Origin of the sequence: Mesorhizobium delmotii (assembly GCF_900149755.1) — a bacterium.
GTDB lineage: Bacteria > Pseudomonadota > Alphaproteobacteria > Rhizobiales > Rhizobiaceae > Mesorhizobium > Mesorhizobium delmotii.
Window position 1 is genome coordinate 272,925 of record NZ_FUIG01000013.1, and the last position, 18,335, is coordinate 291,259.

18 protein-coding genes, 1 tRNA gene and 2 pseudogenes are annotated in these 18,335 nt (G+C 63.0%); 12 read left to right on the forward strand and 9 right to left on the reverse strand.

Annotation, left to right across the window (positions count from 1 at the left end; genetic code table 11):
- The first annotated feature begins 100 nt into the window (after window positions 1–100).
- From BQ8482_RS02755 to msrB, 4 genes are all read left to right on the forward strand, one after another.
- Window positions 101–640 carry a sigma-70 family RNA polymerase sigma factor gene (locus BQ8482_RS02755; protein WP_123146168.1) on the forward strand — a complete coding sequence of 180 codons (540 nt, stop codon included), beginning with the start codon at window positions 101–103 and terminating at the stop codon, window positions 638–640.
- On the forward strand, window positions 637–1,335 hold the full coding sequence (locus tag BQ8482_RS02760; RefSeq protein ID WP_123146169.1) for an anti-sigma factor: 699 nt from the start codon (window positions 637–639) through the stop codon (window positions 1,333–1,335). Before BQ8482_RS02755 ends, BQ8482_RS02760 begins: the two co-directional genes overlap by 4 nt.
- 216 nt (window positions 1,336–1,551) lie before the next feature.
- Complete coding sequence (locus tag BQ8482_RS02765) at window positions 1,552–2,109, forward strand: fasciclin domain-containing protein (RefSeq protein WP_123146170.1); 558 nt, start codon at window positions 1,552–1,554, stop codon at window positions 2,107–2,109.
- Window positions 2,110–2,336: 227 nt separating this feature from the next.
- Window positions 2,337–2,837 carry a peptide-methionine (R)-S-oxide reductase MsrB gene (msrB, locus tag BQ8482_RS02770; RefSeq protein WP_123147330.1) on the forward strand — a complete coding sequence of 167 codons (501 nt, stop codon included), beginning with the start codon at window positions 2,337–2,339 and terminating at the stop codon, window positions 2,835–2,837.
- 42 nt (window positions 2,838–2,879) lie between these two features.
- Here msrB and BQ8482_RS02775 read toward each other — a convergent pair whose 3' ends face one another.
- The gene (locus tag BQ8482_RS02775) at window positions 2,880–4,466 is read right to left on the reverse strand and encodes a DHA2 family efflux MFS transporter permease subunit (protein ID WP_123146171.1); all 1,587 of its coding nucleotides are present in this window, start codon (window positions 4,464–4,466) and stop codon (window positions 2,880–2,882) included.
- Between the two features lie 20 nt (window positions 4,467–4,486).
- Window positions 4,487–5,668 carry an HlyD family secretion protein gene (locus tag BQ8482_RS02780; RefSeq protein ID WP_123146172.1) on the reverse strand — a complete coding sequence of 394 codons (1,182 nt, stop codon included), beginning with the start codon at window positions 5,666–5,668 and terminating at the stop codon, window positions 4,487–4,489.
- Window positions 5,669–5,811: 143 nt separating this feature from the next.
- Between BQ8482_RS02780 and BQ8482_RS02785 the strand changes: the two genes are divergently transcribed.
- The gene (locus BQ8482_RS02785; protein ID WP_123146173.1) at window positions 5,812–6,531 is read left to right on the forward strand and encodes a TetR/AcrR family transcriptional regulator; all 720 of its coding nucleotides are present in this window, start codon (window positions 5,812–5,814) and stop codon (window positions 6,529–6,531) included.
- 99 nt (window positions 6,532–6,630) lie between these two features.
- Here the strand turns inward: BQ8482_RS02785 and yihA are convergent, their stop codons facing one another.
- The 5 genes from yihA to rpmH form a co-directional block, all read right to left on the reverse strand.
- Window positions 6,631–7,290, reverse strand: coding sequence for a ribosome biogenesis GTP-binding protein YihA/YsxC (yihA, locus tag BQ8482_RS02790; protein WP_123146174.1), 660 nt, complete (start codon window positions 7,288–7,290; stop codon window positions 6,631–6,633).
- Window positions 7,287–7,925: a CatB-related O-acetyltransferase gene (locus tag BQ8482_RS02795; protein WP_123146175.1), complete on the reverse strand. Its 639-nt coding sequence runs from the start codon at window positions 7,923–7,925 to the stop codon at window positions 7,287–7,289. The genes yihA and BQ8482_RS02795 overlap by 4 nt, the downstream gene beginning before the upstream one ends.
- A gap of 260 nt (window positions 7,926–8,185) precedes the next feature.
- Entirely contained in the window at window positions 8,186–10,009 is a 1,824-nt protein-coding gene (gene yidC / locus BQ8482_RS02800) for a membrane protein insertase YidC (RefSeq protein ID WP_123146176.1), read from the reverse strand.
- A 13-nt stretch (window positions 10,010–10,022) separates the two neighbouring features.
- On the reverse strand, window positions 10,023–10,376 hold the full coding sequence (rnpA, locus tag BQ8482_RS02805; protein ID WP_123146177.1) for a ribonuclease P protein component: 354 nt from the start codon (window positions 10,374–10,376) through the stop codon (window positions 10,023–10,025).
- Window positions 10,377–10,392: 16 nt separating this feature from the next.
- Window positions 10,393–10,527, reverse strand: a complete 135-nt coding sequence (rpmH, locus tag BQ8482_RS02810) for a 50S ribosomal protein L34 (protein WP_008833937.1) — start codon at window positions 10,525–10,527, stop codon at window positions 10,393–10,395.
- Between the two features lie 139 nt (window positions 10,528–10,666).
- Here rpmH and BQ8482_RS39995 point away from each other — a divergent pair, with 139 nt between their 5' ends.
- The 6 genes and pseudogenes from BQ8482_RS39995 to BQ8482_RS02840 all read left to right on the forward strand — a co-directional run bounded on the left by BQ8482_RS39995 (window position 10,667) and on the right by BQ8482_RS02840 (window position 15,591).
- Complete coding sequence (locus tag BQ8482_RS39995; RefSeq protein WP_280178797.1) at window positions 10,667–10,795, forward strand: hypothetical protein; 129 nt, start codon at window positions 10,667–10,669, stop codon at window positions 10,793–10,795.
- A 33-nt stretch (window positions 10,796–10,828) separates the two neighbouring features.
- Window positions 10,829–12,316 carry a sensor histidine kinase gene (locus tag BQ8482_RS02820; protein ID WP_123146178.1) on the forward strand — a complete coding sequence of 496 codons (1,488 nt, stop codon included), beginning with the start codon at window positions 10,829–10,831 and terminating at the stop codon, window positions 12,314–12,316.
- Between the two features lie 148 nt (window positions 12,317–12,464).
- A tRNA-Arg gene (locus BQ8482_RS02825) sits at window positions 12,465–12,541 on the forward strand.
- Between the two features lie 499 nt (window positions 12,542–13,040).
- Window positions 13,041–13,786: pseudogene (locus BQ8482_RS02830) on the forward strand (oxidoreductase).
- Window positions 13,787–14,027: 241 nt separating this feature from the next.
- Window positions 14,028–14,618, forward strand: a complete 591-nt coding sequence (locus tag BQ8482_RS02835; RefSeq protein ID WP_123147331.1) for a TetR/AcrR family transcriptional regulator — start codon at window positions 14,028–14,030, stop codon at window positions 14,616–14,618.
- Between the two features lie 64 nt (window positions 14,619–14,682).
- Complete coding sequence (locus BQ8482_RS02840) at window positions 14,683–15,591, forward strand: alpha/beta hydrolase (RefSeq protein WP_123146179.1); 909 nt, start codon at window positions 14,683–14,685, stop codon at window positions 15,589–15,591.
- Window positions 15,592–15,863: 272 nt separating this feature from the next.
- Here BQ8482_RS02840 and BQ8482_RS02845 read toward each other — a convergent pair.
- Window positions 15,864–16,073, reverse strand: a pseudogene (locus BQ8482_RS02845) (redoxin domain-containing protein); the annotation flags it as partial.
- 199 nt (window positions 16,074–16,272) lie between these two features.
- On the reverse strand, window positions 16,273–17,079 hold the full coding sequence (locus tag BQ8482_RS02855; RefSeq protein ID WP_123146181.1) for a helix-turn-helix domain-containing protein: 807 nt from the start codon (window positions 17,077–17,079) through the stop codon (window positions 16,273–16,275).
- A 113-nt stretch (window positions 17,080–17,192) separates the two neighbouring features.
- On the opposite strand from BQ8482_RS02855, the gene BQ8482_RS02860 reads away from it, so the two are divergent.
- Window positions 17,193–18,050 carry an SMP-30/gluconolactonase/LRE family protein gene (locus tag BQ8482_RS02860; RefSeq protein WP_123146182.1) on the forward strand — a complete coding sequence of 286 codons (858 nt, stop codon included), beginning with the start codon at window positions 17,193–17,195 and terminating at the stop codon, window positions 18,048–18,050.
- The last annotated feature ends 285 nt before the right edge of the window (window positions 18,051–18,335 follow it).

Consider the following 18,335-nt stretch of genomic DNA (forward strand, 5'->3'; position numbering starts at 1 on the left):
AAATCGGCTCTTTTCTTGGCAATCGAAGTTCACGACGCTCTCCCTGCCCAGAACGCTTCCGCCGTTGCAAATAGATTGCAATCGCCTAATTTGACAGCCGATGACGCCGCAGGATATCAGCAACCTGATTGTTCGGACTTCGATGAAGGACCGGGCTGCGTTCGATCTGCTCTACCGGCAGACCAGCGCGAAACTTTTCGGGGTCTGCCTTCGTGTATTGAAGGACCGGGGAGAGGCAGAAGAGGCGCTGCAAGAGGTCTTCGTCAAGATATGGACGAAGGCGGATCGTTTCGCCGTCTCGGATCTAAGCCCGATTTCCTGGCTGGTGGCCATTGCGCGCAATCATGCGATCGACCGGATAAGGGCGCGGCGAGAGCCTGCCGCCTACATCGATGCCGCGCTGGACGTGGCCGATCCGGCGCCGGGACCGGAGGCTGCGGCTGTTGCGGGCGGTGAATCCGAGCGCATCTATCGTTGTCTCGATGAATTGGAAAAGGACCGGGCGGCGGCCGTGCGGGGCGCTTATCTGGACGGCGAAAGCTATGCCGAACTGGCCGCACGCCATGACGTGCCGCTGAACACGATGCGGACCTGGCTGCGGCGCAGCCTGTTGAAGCTCAGAGAGTGTCTGGAAAGATGACGCCGGCAGAGGATAACGGACCGGAACCTGGCGGCGACGACCTGTTCGCCGCCGAATACGCTCTTGGCGTGCTTGACGCGGACGAACGCGAGATCGCGTCACGCCGCATCGACGCGGACGCCGCTTTCGCGCGCCTTGTCGATGCCTGGGAGGCGCATCTTTCGCCGATGGCCGCCGCCTATCCGGAGACAGAGCCCCCGATCAGGGTCAAGGAGGCATTGGATCGCCGGCTGTTCGTTGCAGGGCCTCGCGCCGGTCTGTGGTCGAGCCTTGCCTTCTGGCGCGGCCTTGCCGCCGCTGCTGTCGCGGCGCTGGCGATCTATGTCGCCGTGCCGTACTTCAATCCGCCTGTCGAGCAGCCGCGGCTCATCGCCTCGCTGGCTGCCGACGGCAGCGACGTCAGATATCTTGCCGTCTATGACGCCGCCCATCGCGAGGTCGGCTTGTCGCATGTCTCCGGCGAGCGCGCCGCCGGCAAGGATTTCGAGCTGTGGATGATCGAGGGCAAGAACGCGCCGGTCTCGATGGGCGTCATCCCGGCCGGTCAGACCGCGCGTATGACCATCTCCCCGGCCGTGCAGGAAAAACTTGCGCAGGGCGCCGTTCTTGCGGTCAGCCTTGAGCCGGCCGGCGGTTCGCCGACCGGCCAGCCGACCGGCCCTGTGGTCGCTGCGGGCGATTTGAAGAGCATCTGATAGCCTCTGCCTGCCTAGTTTCGAGAAGATTTAAAATCTATCGCCTGTGGTAAAGTGAGCTTGGAAGCATGCAGGTTGGCGCCTTCCTGCTTTGAAAATTATGCTCGCCGTTGTGAAAAGTAAAAGTTTCTCCTGAACGACGAAACTAACGCGTTCATCTCCCGTATCTCCTTGCGCCCCGAAAGAGGGGAAAAATAAACTGAGGAGATTGACATCATGCGTAAATTCGCCACCCTTTTGCTTGCCGGGACGGTCGCCGTTACCGCGCTCGCCACCGCCGCCTATGCCGAAAATCCGATGGTCGGCGGAGCCGCCATGTATGCCACCAAGAATATTGTCGAGAATGCCGTCAATTCGAAGGATCACACGACGCTGGTCGCGGCCGTCAAGGCCGGTGGCCTCGTCGACACGCTGCAGAGTTCCGGTCCCTTCACCGTGTTCGCGCCGACCAACGAAGCCTTTGCAGCGCTTCCGGCCGGCACCGTCGACACGCTGCTCAAGCCCGAAAACAAGGACAAGCTGGTCAAGATCCTGACCTGCCACGTCATCGGTGCCAAGGCGATGGCTGCCGACGTCACCAAGATGGCCATGGACGATGGTGGCGCGCACAAGGTCAAGACGGTTGGCGGCTGCGAGCTGACGCTCAAGGCCGACGGCGGCAAGGTCACTGCGACCGACGAGAACGGCAATGTCGCCAATGTCACGGTCGCCGATGTCGAGCAGTCGAACGGCGTCATCCACGTCATCGACAAGGTCCTTCTGCCGAAGATGTAACGAAGGGCTCGTCACGAAGGGCTCGTCGCCAGCGAAGATATGGCTGAGGCTCCATGCCGATAGGGCGGGTATCCGCTTGCGTGACCCGCGCAATCGATAAGCGTACACTCCGCACGGTCCGCCAGGCGTGGCTGGTGCGGAGTGCCCGTTGTTAGGAGCTGGCCGTCACCAGCTTTTGATTTCCATGTGACGGTCGAATTTGGCAAACCGACAGAGGAGGAATGGTGATGATCCGGCGCGACTTTCTTTGGAGCGGTGCCGCTGTGGCATTGTTGGCAGGCACGGCAGCAGCGCTGCGCATGGGCCGGCCGCAGGACGCACACGCGACCGAAACCTTCGAGGTCACCAAGACCGAGGCCGAGTGGCGCGCCATCCTGTCCGATGCGGCTTTCAATGTGCTGCGCAAGGAAGGCACCGAATATCCCGGCACCAGCCCGCTGCTCAACGAACACCGCAAGGGCATTTTCGCCTGCGCCGGCTGCGACCTGCCGCTCTATTCCTCCGAGACGAAATTCGATTCCGGCACCGGCTGGCCGAGCTTCTGGCAGGAGATTCCCAATGCCGTCGGCAAGACCGTGGACAGGTCTCTGGGCATGACCCGTACCGAGGTGCATTGCCGCCGCTGCGGCGGCCATCTCGGGCATGTCTTCGACGACGGCCCGCCGCCGACCGGCTTGCGTCATTGCATCAACGGCGTCGCCTTGACCTTCAAGCCGGCCACCGCCTGACCTACAGCGCCGCGCGTCCTTTTGGACGCGCCAGTTGCGCTATCAGTGTCCGCCGCCTCCGCCCGCCGGCTCGGCCGGCTTGCGGATGACTATGGTGAAGATCGCCAGCGTGGCGAACAGCGCCGTCAAGAGATAGAACACGTCCATGAAGGACAGCAGCGAGGCCTGCTGCTGGACCATAGCAGACAGTTTGGAGATCGCCGCCTTGGATGCGTCCAGGCCGGCATTCTGCTGGAAGTCGAGCGTCATGTTCTGCAGCTTGGTCTGCGCCTCGGCACTGCCCCATTGAACATGCTCGGCCAGCCTTGCGTAGTGGAAGGCGTTGCGATCGATCAGCACGGTGTTGATGACGGCAAGGCCGACAGCGCCGCCGAGATTGCGGGTGAGGTTGAACAGGCCGGATGCGTTCTTCAGCCGGTCAGGCGGCAGCGTTCCCAGCGCGATGTTGTTGATCGGCACCATGCACAGCATCATCGAGGCGCCACGCAGGATCTGCGGCACCAAAAGTTCCCAGAAATCCCAGTCGGCGGTCAGATAGGTCATGCGCCAGGTGCCGGCAGCGAAGCCGAAGAAGCCGATCATCATCATCAGCCGCGGATCCATTTTGCGCGACAGGATGCCGGAAATCGGCGCGGTGGCGAACATCGCCAGCCCGCTGACGAACAATGCCTCGCCGATCATCAGGGAATCGTAGCCGCGGATCCGCCCGAGGTACACCGGATAGAGATAGGTCAGGCCGTAGAGGCCGATGCCGATGACGAACGAGAACAGCGAGCCGAAAGCGAAGTTGACATTGGTGAAGGCTTTCAGGTCGACGATCGGCTCCTCTGCGGTGAAGGCGCGCCAGAAGAACAGCACCGCGCCGGCCGTCATCAGGATGGCGCAGATGAACACGGCCTGGTCCTGAAGCCAGTCGTTGTTGGGACCTTCCTCGAGCACATATTCCAGCGAGCCGAGGAAGGCCGCCATGCCGGCAAGGCCCCACCAGTCGAACTTGCGGAACAGACTGAGATTGGGCTTGTCGAAGTCGATCAGCGACCACGCCGCGGCGGTTACCAGGATGCCGGGCACCACATTGATCAGGAACAGCCAGTGCCAGGACGTGGCATGGCTGATGTAGCCGCCGACGGTCGGGCCGATGGTCGGCGCCAGCGTCGCCACCAGGCCGATCATCGGCGACACCATGGCGCGGCGCGACGGCGGGACGATGGTGAAGGCGGCAGCGAAGACGCTTGGAATCATGCCGCCGCCGATGAAGCCCTGGATGGCGCGGTAGACAATCATCTGGTCGATGTTGGTGGCGGTCGCCGCCAGCGCGCTGGCCGCGGTGAAGCCAGCCGCGGAGACGGTGAACAGCACGCGCGTCGACAGCATCCGGCTGAGAAAACCGGACAGCGGGATCATGATGACTTCGGCGATCAGATAGGCAGTCTGCACCCATGGAATTTCGTCGGAACTGGCGCTCAAGCCCGCCTGGATTTCGGCCAGCGAGGCCGAGACGATCTGGATATCGAGGATCGCCATGAACATGCCGAACACCATCGCCAGGAAGGCGATGATGCGGCGCGGCTCGATGTGATCGACCGGCTTGGCCGGCGCCGATCCCGCGGTCAGGGTTGCGGTCGCCATGGCGTTGCTCCGGGGCCTGCTTATTTCGACGCAGAAGGTGCGGTGCGGCTGTCGACGGCGACTACGACGCTGAGGCCGGCGCGCAGCTTGCCTGTCTTCAGCACATCCGCCGGCACGTCGATGCGGACCGGGACGCGCTGCACGACCTTGGTGAAATTGCCGGTGGCGTTTTCCGGCGGCAGCAGCGAGAATACCGCGCCGGATGCCGGCGCCAGCGACGAGACGGTGCCTTCGAAATCCTGGCCGTCGATCGCGTCGACCGAAATCCTGACCTTTTCGCCAGGCACCAGGCGGGCAAGCTGGGTCTCCTTGAAATTGGCGACGATGTAGAGCTTGTCCATCGGCACGATGACGGCGAGCTTCTGTCCGGGGCTGATCAGGTCGCCTTGCTCGACCGAGCGGTTGCCGACGACACCGTCATAGGGCGCGCGCAGCACGGTGAAGGACAGGTCCCGCGCGGCCTTGTCCCGGGCCAGCTGCAGCGACGCCAGCGTGCTTGCCGTCTCCGCGCGCTGCGCCTGGAGCACACCGATATTGGCCTCAGCCGCCGCGATCTGGGCGTCGGCGCCTACAAGGGCGGCATTGGCCTGCTCTACCGCGGTCTGGGCATCATCCAGTTGAGCCTGGGTGCCGACATGTGTCTTGAGCAATTGGGCGGCGCGCGCTTGAACACGCGTCGCATTGGCGGCGGCGGCCTGGTCTGCGGTCTTCTGCGCCTGAGCCTGCTCAAGCGATGCGCGCGCCGCCTCGGTCTGGGCGTCAATACGGTCGAGCGTTTTGCTCAAGGTGGCGATCTGCGCCTCGGCCTGGGCGACCGCTATTTTATAGTCGCCATTGTCGACGACCAGCAACGGGTCGCCGGCCTTGACCTGCTGGTTCTCGGTCACCTTGACCTGATCGACATAGCCGGAAATTTTCGGCGATATGAACGCCATGTCGGCCTGGACATAGGCGTCGTCGGTTGAGATCATGAAGCGCCCGTCGGTCCAGTAATCGTAGCCATACCAAGCGCCAGCGCCCAGCAAGCCAAGCGCGATGATCGGCAACAGAAAGGAGCGTGCCGAACGCTTCTTTTTCGCCGGCGCCTCGGCCGGAGGACTTATTGCGGGCTCAGTCGGTGCGTTCGGCGCTTCGGTTACTGGCGCGACCTTGGCGTTGGGGAATGGACGGACTTCGGCGGTGGGGGTCGCGTTCGAGGACATGGGGAATCTCTCTTGGCATCTCTTTGGAAAATCAGCCATACTGAACCGTTCGGTTCGATGCGAACGTTGACTTAGCGCGGAGAGAGGCCCATATCAAGGGCGATCGAACCGATCGGTTCGAATTTTTTTCGAGGTGTGACGTTATGACCGAACCCGACAAGGACCAGTGCGATCTGCTGGATGGCCTGCGTCGCGGCCGCCCGGCGGCGGGACAGGACCCGGTCAAGCGCAGCCAGATCATCGAAGGCGCGCGTCGTGTCTTCATCGACAAGGGCTTTGAAGCGGCGTCGATGAACGACATCACCCGCGAGGCCGGCGTTTCCAAGGGCACGATCTATGTCTACTTCGCCAACAAGGAAGAGCTGTTCGAAGCGCTGATCGAGGAAGAGCGCGGCACGATCTTCAAGAACATGTACGATATGCTCGACCGCGCCGACGACCTTCGCGAGACGCTGGTGAAGTTCGGCAAGGTGCTGTCCCTCAAGATCACCTCGGCCAAGGTCATCCAGGCGCAGCGCACGGTAATCGGCGCGTCGGACAGGATTCCCGAACTTGGCGCGCGTTTTTACGAACGCGGCCCGAAACGCGGCCATGACAAGGTCGTTGTTTTTCTGAATGCCGCCATCGAGCGAGGCCTGCTCAAGATCGACGATGTCGATCTTGCCGCCTATCAGTTCACCGAACTGTGCCTGGCAGGTCTTTTCCGTCAGTGCATATTCGCCTACCGCACCAAAGCCCCGAGCCAGGATGAAATCGACCACATCGTCAGGTCGGGCGTCGGCATGTTCCTGAAGGCTTACGGCACCGAAAGGCTTGCCGCGGAAGAAAGCACCCAGACGATTGCCCTAGAGGCAAAGTCCTAAAGCGCGTCGCGTTTGACCGGCCTCACGCGACGCGCTTTAGGTTGTTGTTTTATGCATGTCGTTATCGCAAAACCGCTGCACACTTTTGCGCGACATGCATTAGCCGCCATTGGCCGCCAGCACGATCGCCGCGCGCAATTCCTGGAGGCCCTCGTTCTTTTCCGAGGACGTGGCGACAACGAACGGAAACGCGGCCGGCCGCTTCTTGATCTTCTGCAGTGTCTCTTCGATCAGTCGCGGCACGCCGGCCGCCTTGATCTTGTCGGTCTTGGTCAGCACGATCTGATAGGACACCGCCGCCTTGTCGAGCAGCGACAGCACTTCATCATCCTTGGCCTTGATGCCATGGCGGGCGTCGATCAGCACGTAGACGCGCTTCAGCGTGACGCGGCCCTTGAGATAGTCGAAGACGAGTTTCGTCCAGTCGTCGACCTTTTCCTTGGGCGCGGTGGCGTAGCCGTAGCCCGGCATGTCGACCAGGGCCATCGGCGGCAGATCGGCGCCTTCGCCGGAAAACCCGCCCGGAACGAAATAGTTGAGTTCCTGCGTCCGCCCCGGCGTGTTGGACGTGCGCGCCAGCCCCTTCTGGTTGACCAGCGCGTTGATCAGCGACGATTTGCCGACATTCGAGCGGCCGGCAAAGGCGATCTCCGGCGGTCCCTCAGGCGGCAGGAATTTCATTGCCGGCACGCCGCGGATGAAGATCCACGGCCGCGTGAACAGCTCGATGCCGATCACGGTCTTGTTCAACGCGTTCAAACCGCTGCCTCCAGAAGAGAAATATCGGCGCCACGAATGGCATTGAGGTTGCGGCTGATCTTTTCCACCGGCCAATCCCACCACGCCGCCGCCAAAAGCCGCCAGATGGTCCTGTCGTCGAAGCGCATCCTCACCACCTTGGCCGCATTGCCGGCGACGATCGCATAGGGTGGCACCTCATGCGTCACCACCGATTTTGCCGCAACGATGGCGCCATGGCCGATCGTCACGCCGGGCAGGATCACCGCTTCCATGCCGATCCATACATCATTGCCGAGCACTGTGTCGCCGCGCAATTCCCTCGACCAGGTCGCCGGGTCGAAACCCACTTCCCAGCCATGACCGAAGATGTTGAACGGATAGGTCGAAAAGCCGGACATGGCATGATTGGCGCCGTTCATGATGAAGCGCGCGCCCTCGGCGATGGCGCAGAACTTGCCGATGATCAGCCGGTCGCCGATGAATGGATAATGATGCAGCACGCATCGCTCGGCGAATTTGTCCGGTCCATCCGGATCGTCATAATAGGTGAAGTCGCCGATCTCGATATTCGGCGCCGTGACCAGTCCCTTCAGGAAACCGACGCGGGTATGCATCGGGATCGGGTGCTTGATGTTGGGGTTGGGTCCGATCATGGTCTGGCTCCATCGACGAAAAAAACGGGCAAGGTCAAAATAACGCGATCCGCCCGGCAGCACCAACCGCGTGCTTAGCGGATCATCCTTACCTGTTCATCGACGAGCGCTCCTGAAACGACAGCGAGCTTATAGGGATGTGCCGCGGCGGCGTCTACCGCCGGGCCGACTGGTTTCGCCGTTCGCCGGCCGCTCGGCTTGTGCGAAAAAAGCCCCGGTCGAACCGGGGCTTTCCTGGATTCGCAAAAAGGGAGCGCCGGCTATTCCGCCGGTGACGGCTTCTTCCGGAACAGCGCGACCAGATTGTCCCACAACTCGATCTTGGCGCCCTGTCGCTTCATGATCACGCCTTGCTGGATGATCGAAAGCAAATTGTTCCAGGCCCAGTAGATGACGAGGCCGGCCGGAAAACCGGCCATCATGAAAGTGAAGACCACCGGCATCCAGGTAAAGATCATGGCCTGCGTCGGGTCGGGCGGCGTCGGGTTCATGCGCATCTGCAGGAACATGGTCACGCCCATGATCAGCGGCCAGACGCCGATCATCAACATGTCCGGCAGTGCGATCGGAATGAGGCCGAACAGGTTGAAGATTGAGGTCGGGTCGGGCGCCGCCAGATCCTGAATCCAGCCGAAGAACGGTGCGTGCCGCATCTCGATGGTGATGTAGAGCACCTTATAGAGCGCGAAGAAGACCGGGATCTGCAGCGCCACCGGCCAGCAGCCGGCGAGCGGATTGATCTTCTCGGTCTTGTAGAGCTCCATCATCGCCTGTTGCTGCTTCATCTTGTCGTCCGCGTATTTCTCGCGGATCTCAAGCATCTTGGGCTGCACCTTCTTCATGTTCGCCATCGACGCGTAGGACTTGTTGGCGAGCGGGAAGAAGAGCGCCTTGACGACGACGGTGGTGGCCAGGATAGCCACGCCGAAATTGCCGAAGAATTTGTAGAGCGTGTCGATCAGATAGAACATCGGCTTGGTGATCCAGATGAACCATCCCCAGTCGATCAAACGGTCGAACAGCCTGATGTTGCGGTCTTCTGCATAGGCGTTGACCTTGGCGACTTCCTTGGCGCCGGCGAAGATTTCGGTCTCGACCGTCGCCGACTGGCCGGCAGCAACGGTGATCGGGTCGGTGAGGAAGTCAGCCTGGTAGCGCGGGCGGCCGTCCTCGAAATAGGCGTAACGCGGCTGGAACGGCTGCTTCTCGGTCGGCACCAGCGTCACCGCCCAGTATTTGTCGGTGATGCCCAGCCAGCCATCGGTCGACTTGCCCGGCGTAAACTGCTTGTCCTCCTCGACCGCCGCGTATTTGTGTTCCTGCAGGCCTTCCGTGCCGGTGACGCCGATCAGCCCCTCATGCAGCACATAGATGCTGGCAACGGCAGGCTTGTCGAAGCGGGTGACACGGCCGTAATTCGACAGGGTAACGGCGGCCGACCCCGAATTCTGCACCGTGTCCGAGACCGTGAACATATAGTCGCTGTCGACGGAGAAGGTGCGCTTGAAGGTCAGGCCCTTGTCGTTGGTGAAGCTCAGCGTGACCGGGGTCGCCGGGGTCAGCGTCGCATTGCCGTCGACGGTCCACACGGTTTCCGGGCCCGGCACCGTGCCGGTCTTGTCGCTGCCGACAAAGCCGATCTCGGCATAGTAGCCCGTAGGCAGCGCTGCCGGGTTGAGCAGTTCGATCTCGGGCGAGTTCTTGTCGACCGTCAGCGTGTAGTGCTTGAGCTTGAGGTCGTCGAGACGAGCGCCGGTGAGGTTGATCGAGCCCTCCAGGCTCGGCGTGTCGATCCTGACGCGCTTGGTCGACGCCAGCGCCTGCTCGCGGCCGGCCGGCGTCGTGCCGTCGGTTGCCGGTGCATTGGGTGCACTAGGAATGGCGCCTTGCTGCGGCACCGGCGTTCCGCTGCTGTCCGGACTGGTGCCTTGGGCCGCCTTCTTCTGCTCCGCTAGCCGCTGTTCTTCGATACGGGCCGCCTCGCGTTGCGCCTCGCTGTGCGGCAGCACGTAAAAATACTGCCAAAGCGACAGGATCAGCACCGACAGCGCGATGGTGATGAAGAAGTTCCGGTTGTTTTCCATCGAAAGCCTTGGCCTATCGTGTTCCGCGCAGTCGGCGGGAGAGTTCGGCCTTCAACTGGCCGAACGGAATGGTAAGCACATCTTCGCGCCCGACGATGACATAATCATTGCCAGGCTTCATGTCACCCGCGGCATGCGTGCGCACGGCTTCTCTCAGCCGCCGCCGGATGCGGTTGCGGACGACCGCGTTGCCGACCTTTTTGGTGACCGTGTAGCCGATGCGAGGCGCCTCTGCGTCGCTGCGGTCCAGAACCTCGACGAGAAAAAGCCGCCCGCGGCGCTTTTCGCCACGCCGGACGGCCAGGAATTCCGCGCGCTTCAGAAGCCGCTTGGGATGTGCTCCCACTGGCTTGCCGGTTGCGGGCAACGATCTCGTCTTCCGTTCAGGCGCTGAGCCGCTTGCGACCGCGGTTGCGGCGGGCTGCGACGACGCCACGACCACCCTTGGTGGCCATGCGGGCACGGAAACCGTGCCGGCGTTTGCGGACGAGTTTGGACGGTTGGTAGGTACGCTTCATTTGTTTTAATACCGCGGGGTGCGGCCCTTCTTGATTCTGTCACTCTGTAACAGGAGCTTTGCCCGGCCGGTTTTGGCGCGATCGAAACCGCGCCGGGACGAATGGCCCGAGCGTGAGCGGGCTTATAGAAAGAAGGGTTTTGGAAGTCAATCCGGCGCCGACATCCGGCACCGTCAGGCCGATGGCTGAAGTGATGGCCGAAGTCTTGGTGGTCTTATCCCGTATTGGGACGAAGGATGAAATTGGCAAAAAAGCCGCAATGGCCTAATCTTGGCTGATCAAGTGATCGTGAAGAAGCAGCATGAGTGAAATCCCATCCGCGGAGGAAAGGACCGATCGGGCGACCGCGGCCGCCCGGAGGGTGCCGTTGTCGCGTGGATTGTCGACAAAGCTCCTGCTGCTCACCATCGTATTCGTGCTCCTGGCCGAGGTCCTTATCTTTCTGCCTTGGATCGCCAGCTACCGGCTGAGTTGGCTGAAGGAGAGGCTGAGCACCGCCGCGGCCGTCTCGATCGTGCTGGTGCAGGGAGAGCCCGCCTCGCTGTCCCGCGCCGCCCAGAACGATGTGCTGATGGCGATCGGCGCCAAGGCGATCGCCGTGCGCGACGGCGGTGTCTCGCGGCTTCTGGTCGTGGCTGAAATGCCGCCGCAGGTCGACGAGCATATCGACATCGCCAATGTCGGCCTGATCAACGGCATGACTGGCGCTTTGGACACGCTGTTTTTCGGCGGCGAGCGGATGCTGCGCGTTTTCGGCCCGGTCGGCGACAGCGACAAGGAATTCGAGCTGATCATGCCCGACTACAGCCTGCGCAATGCCATGCTCATCTATTCGCGCAACGTCGCCTTCGTCTCGCTGCTGATCTCGCTGTTCACCGCCATGCTGGTCTATGCCGCCATAGACCTGATCATGATCGGCCCGATCCGGACGATGACGCGTTCGATGCTGGCCTTTTCCGAGGCACCGGACGACCCCGGACGGATCATCCGCCCAGCCGCCCGCGCCGACGAGATCGGCGTTGCAGAGCGCGAGCTCTCGCAGATGCAGGAGCGGCTGCAAAAGATGCTCTCCGAGCAGAAGCATCTCGCCGACCTTGGTCTCGCCGTGTCGAAGATCAACCATGATATGCGCAATATCCTGGCCTCGGCGCAGCTAATGTCGGACCGTCTGCGCCAGGTCAAGGACCCGACCGTGCAGGCCTTCGCGCCGAAACTGCTGCGCGCGCTCGATCGTGCCGTATCCTATTCGGAAGGTGTGCTCGCCTATGGCCGTACCCAGGAGCCGCCGCCGTCGCGCCGCAGGCTCAGGCTGCGCCAGCTGGTCGACGACGTCCACGGCCTGCTCGACACCGAAGGCGGCATCGAATTCGTCAACGCCGTCGATCCGGCTTTCGAGGTGGATGCCGATTCCGATCAGCTTTTTCGCGTGCTCACCAATCTTTGCCGCAACGCCGTGCAGGCGATGGCGGTGGACGCGGAAAATGCGGTGGTGCGCCGGCTGGAGGTGTCGGCCGAGCGCGTCGGCAGCGTCAGCCGCATCACGGTCACCGACACCGGCCCCGGCCTGCCGCCGAAGGCGCGCGAGAACCTGTTCGCGGCGTTCCGCGGCTCGGCCCGCAGCGGCGGCACCGGCCTTGGCCTGGCGATCGCCTATGAACTGATCCGCGCCCATGGCGGCACGGTGGAGCTCGTCGAAAGCAGAGGCGGCCGCACCACATTCGCGGTTACCATTCCGGACCAGCCGGTCCGGCTCGACCAGGCCCGCAACGGCCTGCGCCGCCCGGCCTGATCCTGCCCCGCCCGATCCTCAAGACACGAACAGCAAAACTTTTGCCGGATCGGCTTGCTTTTCGGAAATTCAGTCGCTAGGGAACACGTCACATCGCGGCCGGTCGTCAAGGATCGGATCGCGGGCCATGCAAAGCATGGCCTGTTGCGCGCCCGTAGCTCAGCTGGATAGAGCACCAGACTACGAATCTGGGGGTCAGGAGTTCGAATCTCTTCGGGCGCGCCAATAATCTCAAAAGCTTAGCCAAGTTGCACCGTTTCAAATCAGCAAACTGAAACGGTTTTTGAAACGGTTTTGTAGTTTCGGATAGTGCAGCGCGCGATTGAGCGGGCGCAGCGAAAGATCGGCAACGCCTCTGTGTGAACAGTACACGTCCTGACCGCTCAGGGGCCGAAAGCTGCCTGCCTGCGGCCATCGACGATCAGCGTCGCCAGATAGCCCTCTAGGACCTCGACCACGGTCGCTGGATCGCGGATGCAATCCACTTCGAGCTCGAAGGCCGGCCCATGCGAGGCCGCTTACCGTTACCGCCCGGCCCCCTGTGGTCCTCGTCTCGCCCTCCATGAGAGTACGAACATAATTTAATGCTTGCCTTGCGACCACCCAACGGCTATTGTAGTATGAACGTAATTCAAAACTTCAGGAGCTTATGATGACAACAACTCCGCAGGTTGCGCTCGTAACAGGCGCCACCTCAGGCATCGGCAAGGCCACAGCGATCGCCTTGGCCGCCGCAGGTTTCCAGGTGATCGGAACCGGCCGCAACACCGCGAAACTCACCGCGCCCGCCGGGGTGACCTACCTGGACCTCGACGTGACCCGCGACGAATCGGTCGCGTCAGCGGTCAAGCAGGTGATCGACCGGTTCGGGCACATCGACGTCCTGGTCAACAACGCCGGCGTTGGCACAACCGGCGCGCAGCCGAGGAGTTCTCGATTACCCAGACGCAGGACATCTTCGACATTAACGTCTACGGCGTCATGCGGACGACCAAGGCGGTCCTGCCGCACATGCGCGTCCAAGGCCGCGGACGCATCATCAATGTCTCCTCCCTCAGCGGGTTCGTCCCCAGCCCGTTCATGGCCCTCTACGTCTCGACCAAGCACGCGGTCGAGGGCTACTCCCAATCGCTGGACCACGAGGTTCGCGATTACGGCGTCCGGGTCCTGCTCGTCGAGCCCGGCCCGATCAACACTCCGTTCGCAGGCCACAGCGTGGAGGCCGACACCCCCATGCCGCTCTACGCGGCGGGACGGCGCAACTACGACGAGCTGCTGGGGAAGAACCTCAGCAACGGCGACGACCCCGCCGTCGTCGCCAAGGTGATCGTCGCGGCGGTCACCGACCGGAACCCAAAACTACGGCGCACCGCCGGTACGACCGCCCGGACCATCAACGCGGTGTACCGCGTCGCCCCGGCCCGGATCTTCGACCGCGTCATCCGCAGATTCAACCGGATGCCGAGCTGATCGCTGCCGAGATCCACTAACCAGTCATTCGCAGGTCTACCGAGGAGAGTAATCTAGCAGCAGAGCCAGCAGACGGCCCGCCACCACGCACCGTACATCACCAACGGCGGCCTCCCCGAGCTCCACGACTCGAAAGTGCAGACCGCGAGGATCAACGTCCCGGCTCTCCTTGCCAACGCTGCACACTGACTTGGCCATAGCGGTATCCGGAGCGCAAGCCCGGCTGGAGATGGAGGAACGCATGGTGCGTTACACGAAAGAACACAAGCAGGAGACAAGGCAGCGGATCATTGCGACGGCCGGTCGACGGCTCAAGCGGGACGGTATCGACGGCTCCGGAGTCGCGACGCTAATGAAGGACGCGGACCTGACCAACGGCGCCTTCTACGCCCACTTCGAATCCAAGGACAGCCTCGTCGCGGAGGCGGTCACCGACCAACTGCACACACTGCACGCGAACATCGTCGAGCTGGCGGAGCCCGGCCGGGCCGGCCTCGAACAGATCGTGCGCTGGTACCTGTCGGCCCACCACCGGGACAATCCCGGCGACGGCTGCCCCAACGCCGCCCTGCTCGACGAGATCGGGCGCAGCGCGGACGCAATCAGGCAGGCGTACACCGACGGCGTGCTGGTCGTCATCGACGACCTCGCCGCCCGAATGGCACCCGAAGATCCGCCCTCGGCCCGCGTGAAGGCGCTCAGCCTCCTCGGCCTGATGGCCGGGACGCTACAACTCTCCCGCGCCCTGACCGACCGACAGCTCTCCGACGACCTCCTCGAGCAGGGCCTCCGCAACGCCCTAGCCCTGGTGGACGCCGAGCTCCGACCATGACCTTCATTTCTGCGACTACCCCCGGCACACCCGGCGACGTCGCCCTCCATCAGATAGGAACACGATGACCGAGCAACCCTTCAACCCACAGCTACGAGCCGCGCGGTTCCTTCCCCGCACCATCATCAACGCCCGAACGCTTCCCGCGCTCCGTGTCCTCACCAAGCTCACCGGGATCACTCGGCGGCCGGACGCGCAGGTCGTATCCGTGGACGCCGATGTGTCAGTATACGTCTTCCGCCCGGCTTCGGCCCGGCCTCGGACGCCGGCACTGTTGTGGATCCACGGCGGCGGAACGGTGCTCGGCGACGCGGCGCAGGACAGCGGCTTCTGCCGCCGGATCGCCGATCAGCTCAACATCGTCGTCGTCTCGGTGGAGTACCGGCTCGCGCCCGAGCACCCGTTTCCGGCGCCGCTGGAAGACTGCTACACCGCGCTGCAATGGCTCGCCCGCCAACCCGACATCGACCCCGCACGCATCGCCATCGGTGGCGCCAGCGCCGGCGGTGGTCTGGCCGCCGCGTTGGCGCTGCTGGCGAAGGAACGCGGCGAGATCCGTCCGGTTCTGCAACTGCTGTCCTACCCAATGCTGGATGACCGGACCACCACCCGCACCGACATCGACCCGCGGCGGCTCCGCCTCTGGAGCCCGGCCAGCAACCGGTTCGGCTGGCGCGCCTACCTCGGCCCCGCCACCGCGGACGGCAACGTGCCCCCGCTGGCCGCGCCGGCCCGCTACGACGACCTCTCCGGCCTGCCGCCCGCATGGATCGGCGTCGGCACCAACGACCTGTTCCACGACGAGGACGTCACCTACGCCCGGCGGCTGCAGCAGGCCGGCGTCGCCAGCACCCTGCACGTAGTGCCCGGCGCCTACCACAACTTCGACGCCATCGAAGCGAAAGCCGCCATCTCCCGGGCCTTCGTCAAGGCCCAGACGACGGCACTGGACGAAGCACTCAACGGCGGCTGAACGGACGTACACGACAGGTCAGCCTCGCGCGCCTACCTCGCGCGGCTGAAGGAACGCACGACGGGGCACGACATGCCGGCCAGCCCGGGGACGTACCGCGCGAGCCGACCGCCCTGCGCCGCTGGGGCCTGCAGGCGCCCGCCGAGTGGTCGTCGGCGGTCGGCCCAGGTGCTCATCGTCCACGGCGACAGCGACCGGCTGGTGCCGCCCGCGAACGCCAGAATCGGGGTCCCTCGGCGACGTTGGCACATACTGGTGCGGCTAAGCCCGTAGAGGTGGCGCAAGCCGAAAGCACGGTGCGAGGCCCGCTTCGGGTCGGATGCGGCGAGAAGATCGGGGGCCGGGTGGTAACGGAAATAGAGCTGCGCCCGCTCGACCGGCGTAATGACCACCGCCAGGCATTCAACGCCTTTCTCACGCAGGGCCGGCTTGAGTTGCGCCATCGCCGCGACATGGCTCCGGCAGAACGGACAGTGTAGGCCTCAACCGCTGCACGGCGTAGCCTTATCCGCTCGATCACAAGTCATATCGCCGACGAAAACTCATCGAGCGCATGTTGTGCAAGCTCAAGAACTGGCGCGGCATCGCAACACGATACGATCGCCATGCACAGAACTACCTCTCAGCCCTCGCTCTCGCTGCAATCATTTCAGCCTGGATCTGAACGAGTCCTCAACCTAGCTAGGCCGGCTGAGTGCGCCGCCCGCTCGCGTCGGCAGCGGCTCGGACAGGCATGCTTGCGCCGGTGTCGCGCGGATGCGGCCCGACCGGCATGATCGCCGGAAACGGCGTCGCGCCGAAGGCGAATGTCCATTTGTAGCCGACTAGCCCGTCTTCGGGCGTTGTGTGCTGGTCGTGATGTGCGAGCAGTCTGGCGCGATCGGCCAGTTCCTCCGCCTCACGCCTCAGCATTTCCGCCGTCTCCGGCCGCATCCGCCTGGAGAAGCTGACGAATGTCGCCTCGCGCTGCAGATGCGTAATCGCCCAGCCGATGAAGTTCTTGTTGGTCATCTCGAACAGTGGCCGCAGCGGCCCTTCGAAATTCCACTGGATCGGCGTCTCGACCAGCAGCCTGGCCGACAGGCCGCGGCCAAGCGCGACCAGCCCCAGCTCCTCGAGGTCACGCAGATAGAGGAACATCGAGGCCTCGCTCAACCCTTGTGAGCGCATGATGCCTTCGGGCGTGAATTTCTCGGAGAGCATGACGAAGATGAACAGCAGCGCCGGCCGGCTGGCCAGCTTGCGCTCGATGTCCGGCGCGATGTGGTTGGCCGGCCCCGGTCCCCTGTTCATAGAGCCGAGCACGTTTTCCAGTTCCACGCCGGCAGCGGCGCAAATCTCCACCAGCCGGTCGAGCTTGCAGTTGCGCTCGTGGAAGATACGCTTCACCGTCGGCTCGGAAACACCCATGCGCTCGGCAAGCACGCGATAGGTAACGCCCTTTGCCTTTAGCGTCCGCTTCAGCGCCTCGAAGATCAGGCTGTTCATGGGATGCATCTCTTTTGGGTGATTTCGTATCGATCTTCGATACTAGCTGCAATCAGCCTTCCAGAAAAGTATCGGAAAATCTAGGTCTCCGCTGTCACCACAGGAGATCAGCCATGAAAACCATTGTCCGCTCGACTCTTCTCGCCATCGTCGGCATCGCGACGATGTCTGCCGCCCACGCCGGGGAAATTTGGCGCGCCACCGGCTTTGAGCAGCCGGAATCGGCGCTGTTCGACGCCGTCAACAAACGCATCATCGTTTCTAACATCGTCGGCAATCCCGGCGACGCCGACGGCAACGGCTACCTGTCGGTGCTGTCGCTCGACGGCAAGGTCACCACCCGGCACTGGACCGACGGCATGGACGCACCCAAGGGCATGGCGATCTCAGGCGACAAGCTCTACGTCGCCGACATCACGAAAATACGCGTCGTCGACCTCGCCAGCGGCAAGCTCGCCTGGACCATTGACGTGCCGAATGCCATCTTCCTCAACGACATGACCACTGATGTGTCCGACAAGGTCTATGTCACCGACATGCTGGCCGATGCCATCTACCACATCGACGACGAGCGGCCGGAATTGTTCGCGAAGGACACGGCGCTTGCTTCGCCCAATGGCATCTTCGCCGATGGCAACAGGCTGATCGTCGCCTCCTGGGGCAAGGGCATCAAGTCTGACTTCAGCACGGCGGAGCCGGGCGGCCTGGTTGCAGTCGATCTCGCCACCAAGGCGATTTCGCAACTGCCTGGCGCGCAAAAATTCGCCGATCTCGACGGCGTCATTGCAATCGGCGACACCATCTACGCCACTTCCTACATGACTGGTACGCTCTATCGCTACAAGGTTGATGGCACACCGGAGACGGTTGCGACCTTCAAGCCGGGCAGTGCCGATATCGGCACTTACGGCAGCAGGATTTTCGTGCCGTTGATGAACGACGGCGAAGTCGTTGCGCTGACGCTCGACTGAGCCGGTTTCTCGGTCAGCTCAGGACGCGGGCGCTGCGTTCTTCAACTGCGCCGGCGCATCAAGGCCATCGCCGCATGGGCGGACCATCATAAGCTACGTTGAAGCATGTCAGGATGCGGCCATCGCATGGGTGGTGGCCGCCGATATCGTCGGGGGCGGAAAATGGCCCGGGAACGTCGGCAATGCGATCATCTTGCGCCATAGCGCACTCGAACCCGAAGTTCCGGAACGGGCCCGACTCAAGCCGTAGCGCGGACGGCGCTCTGGAGAAAGCACCAGGAAGGT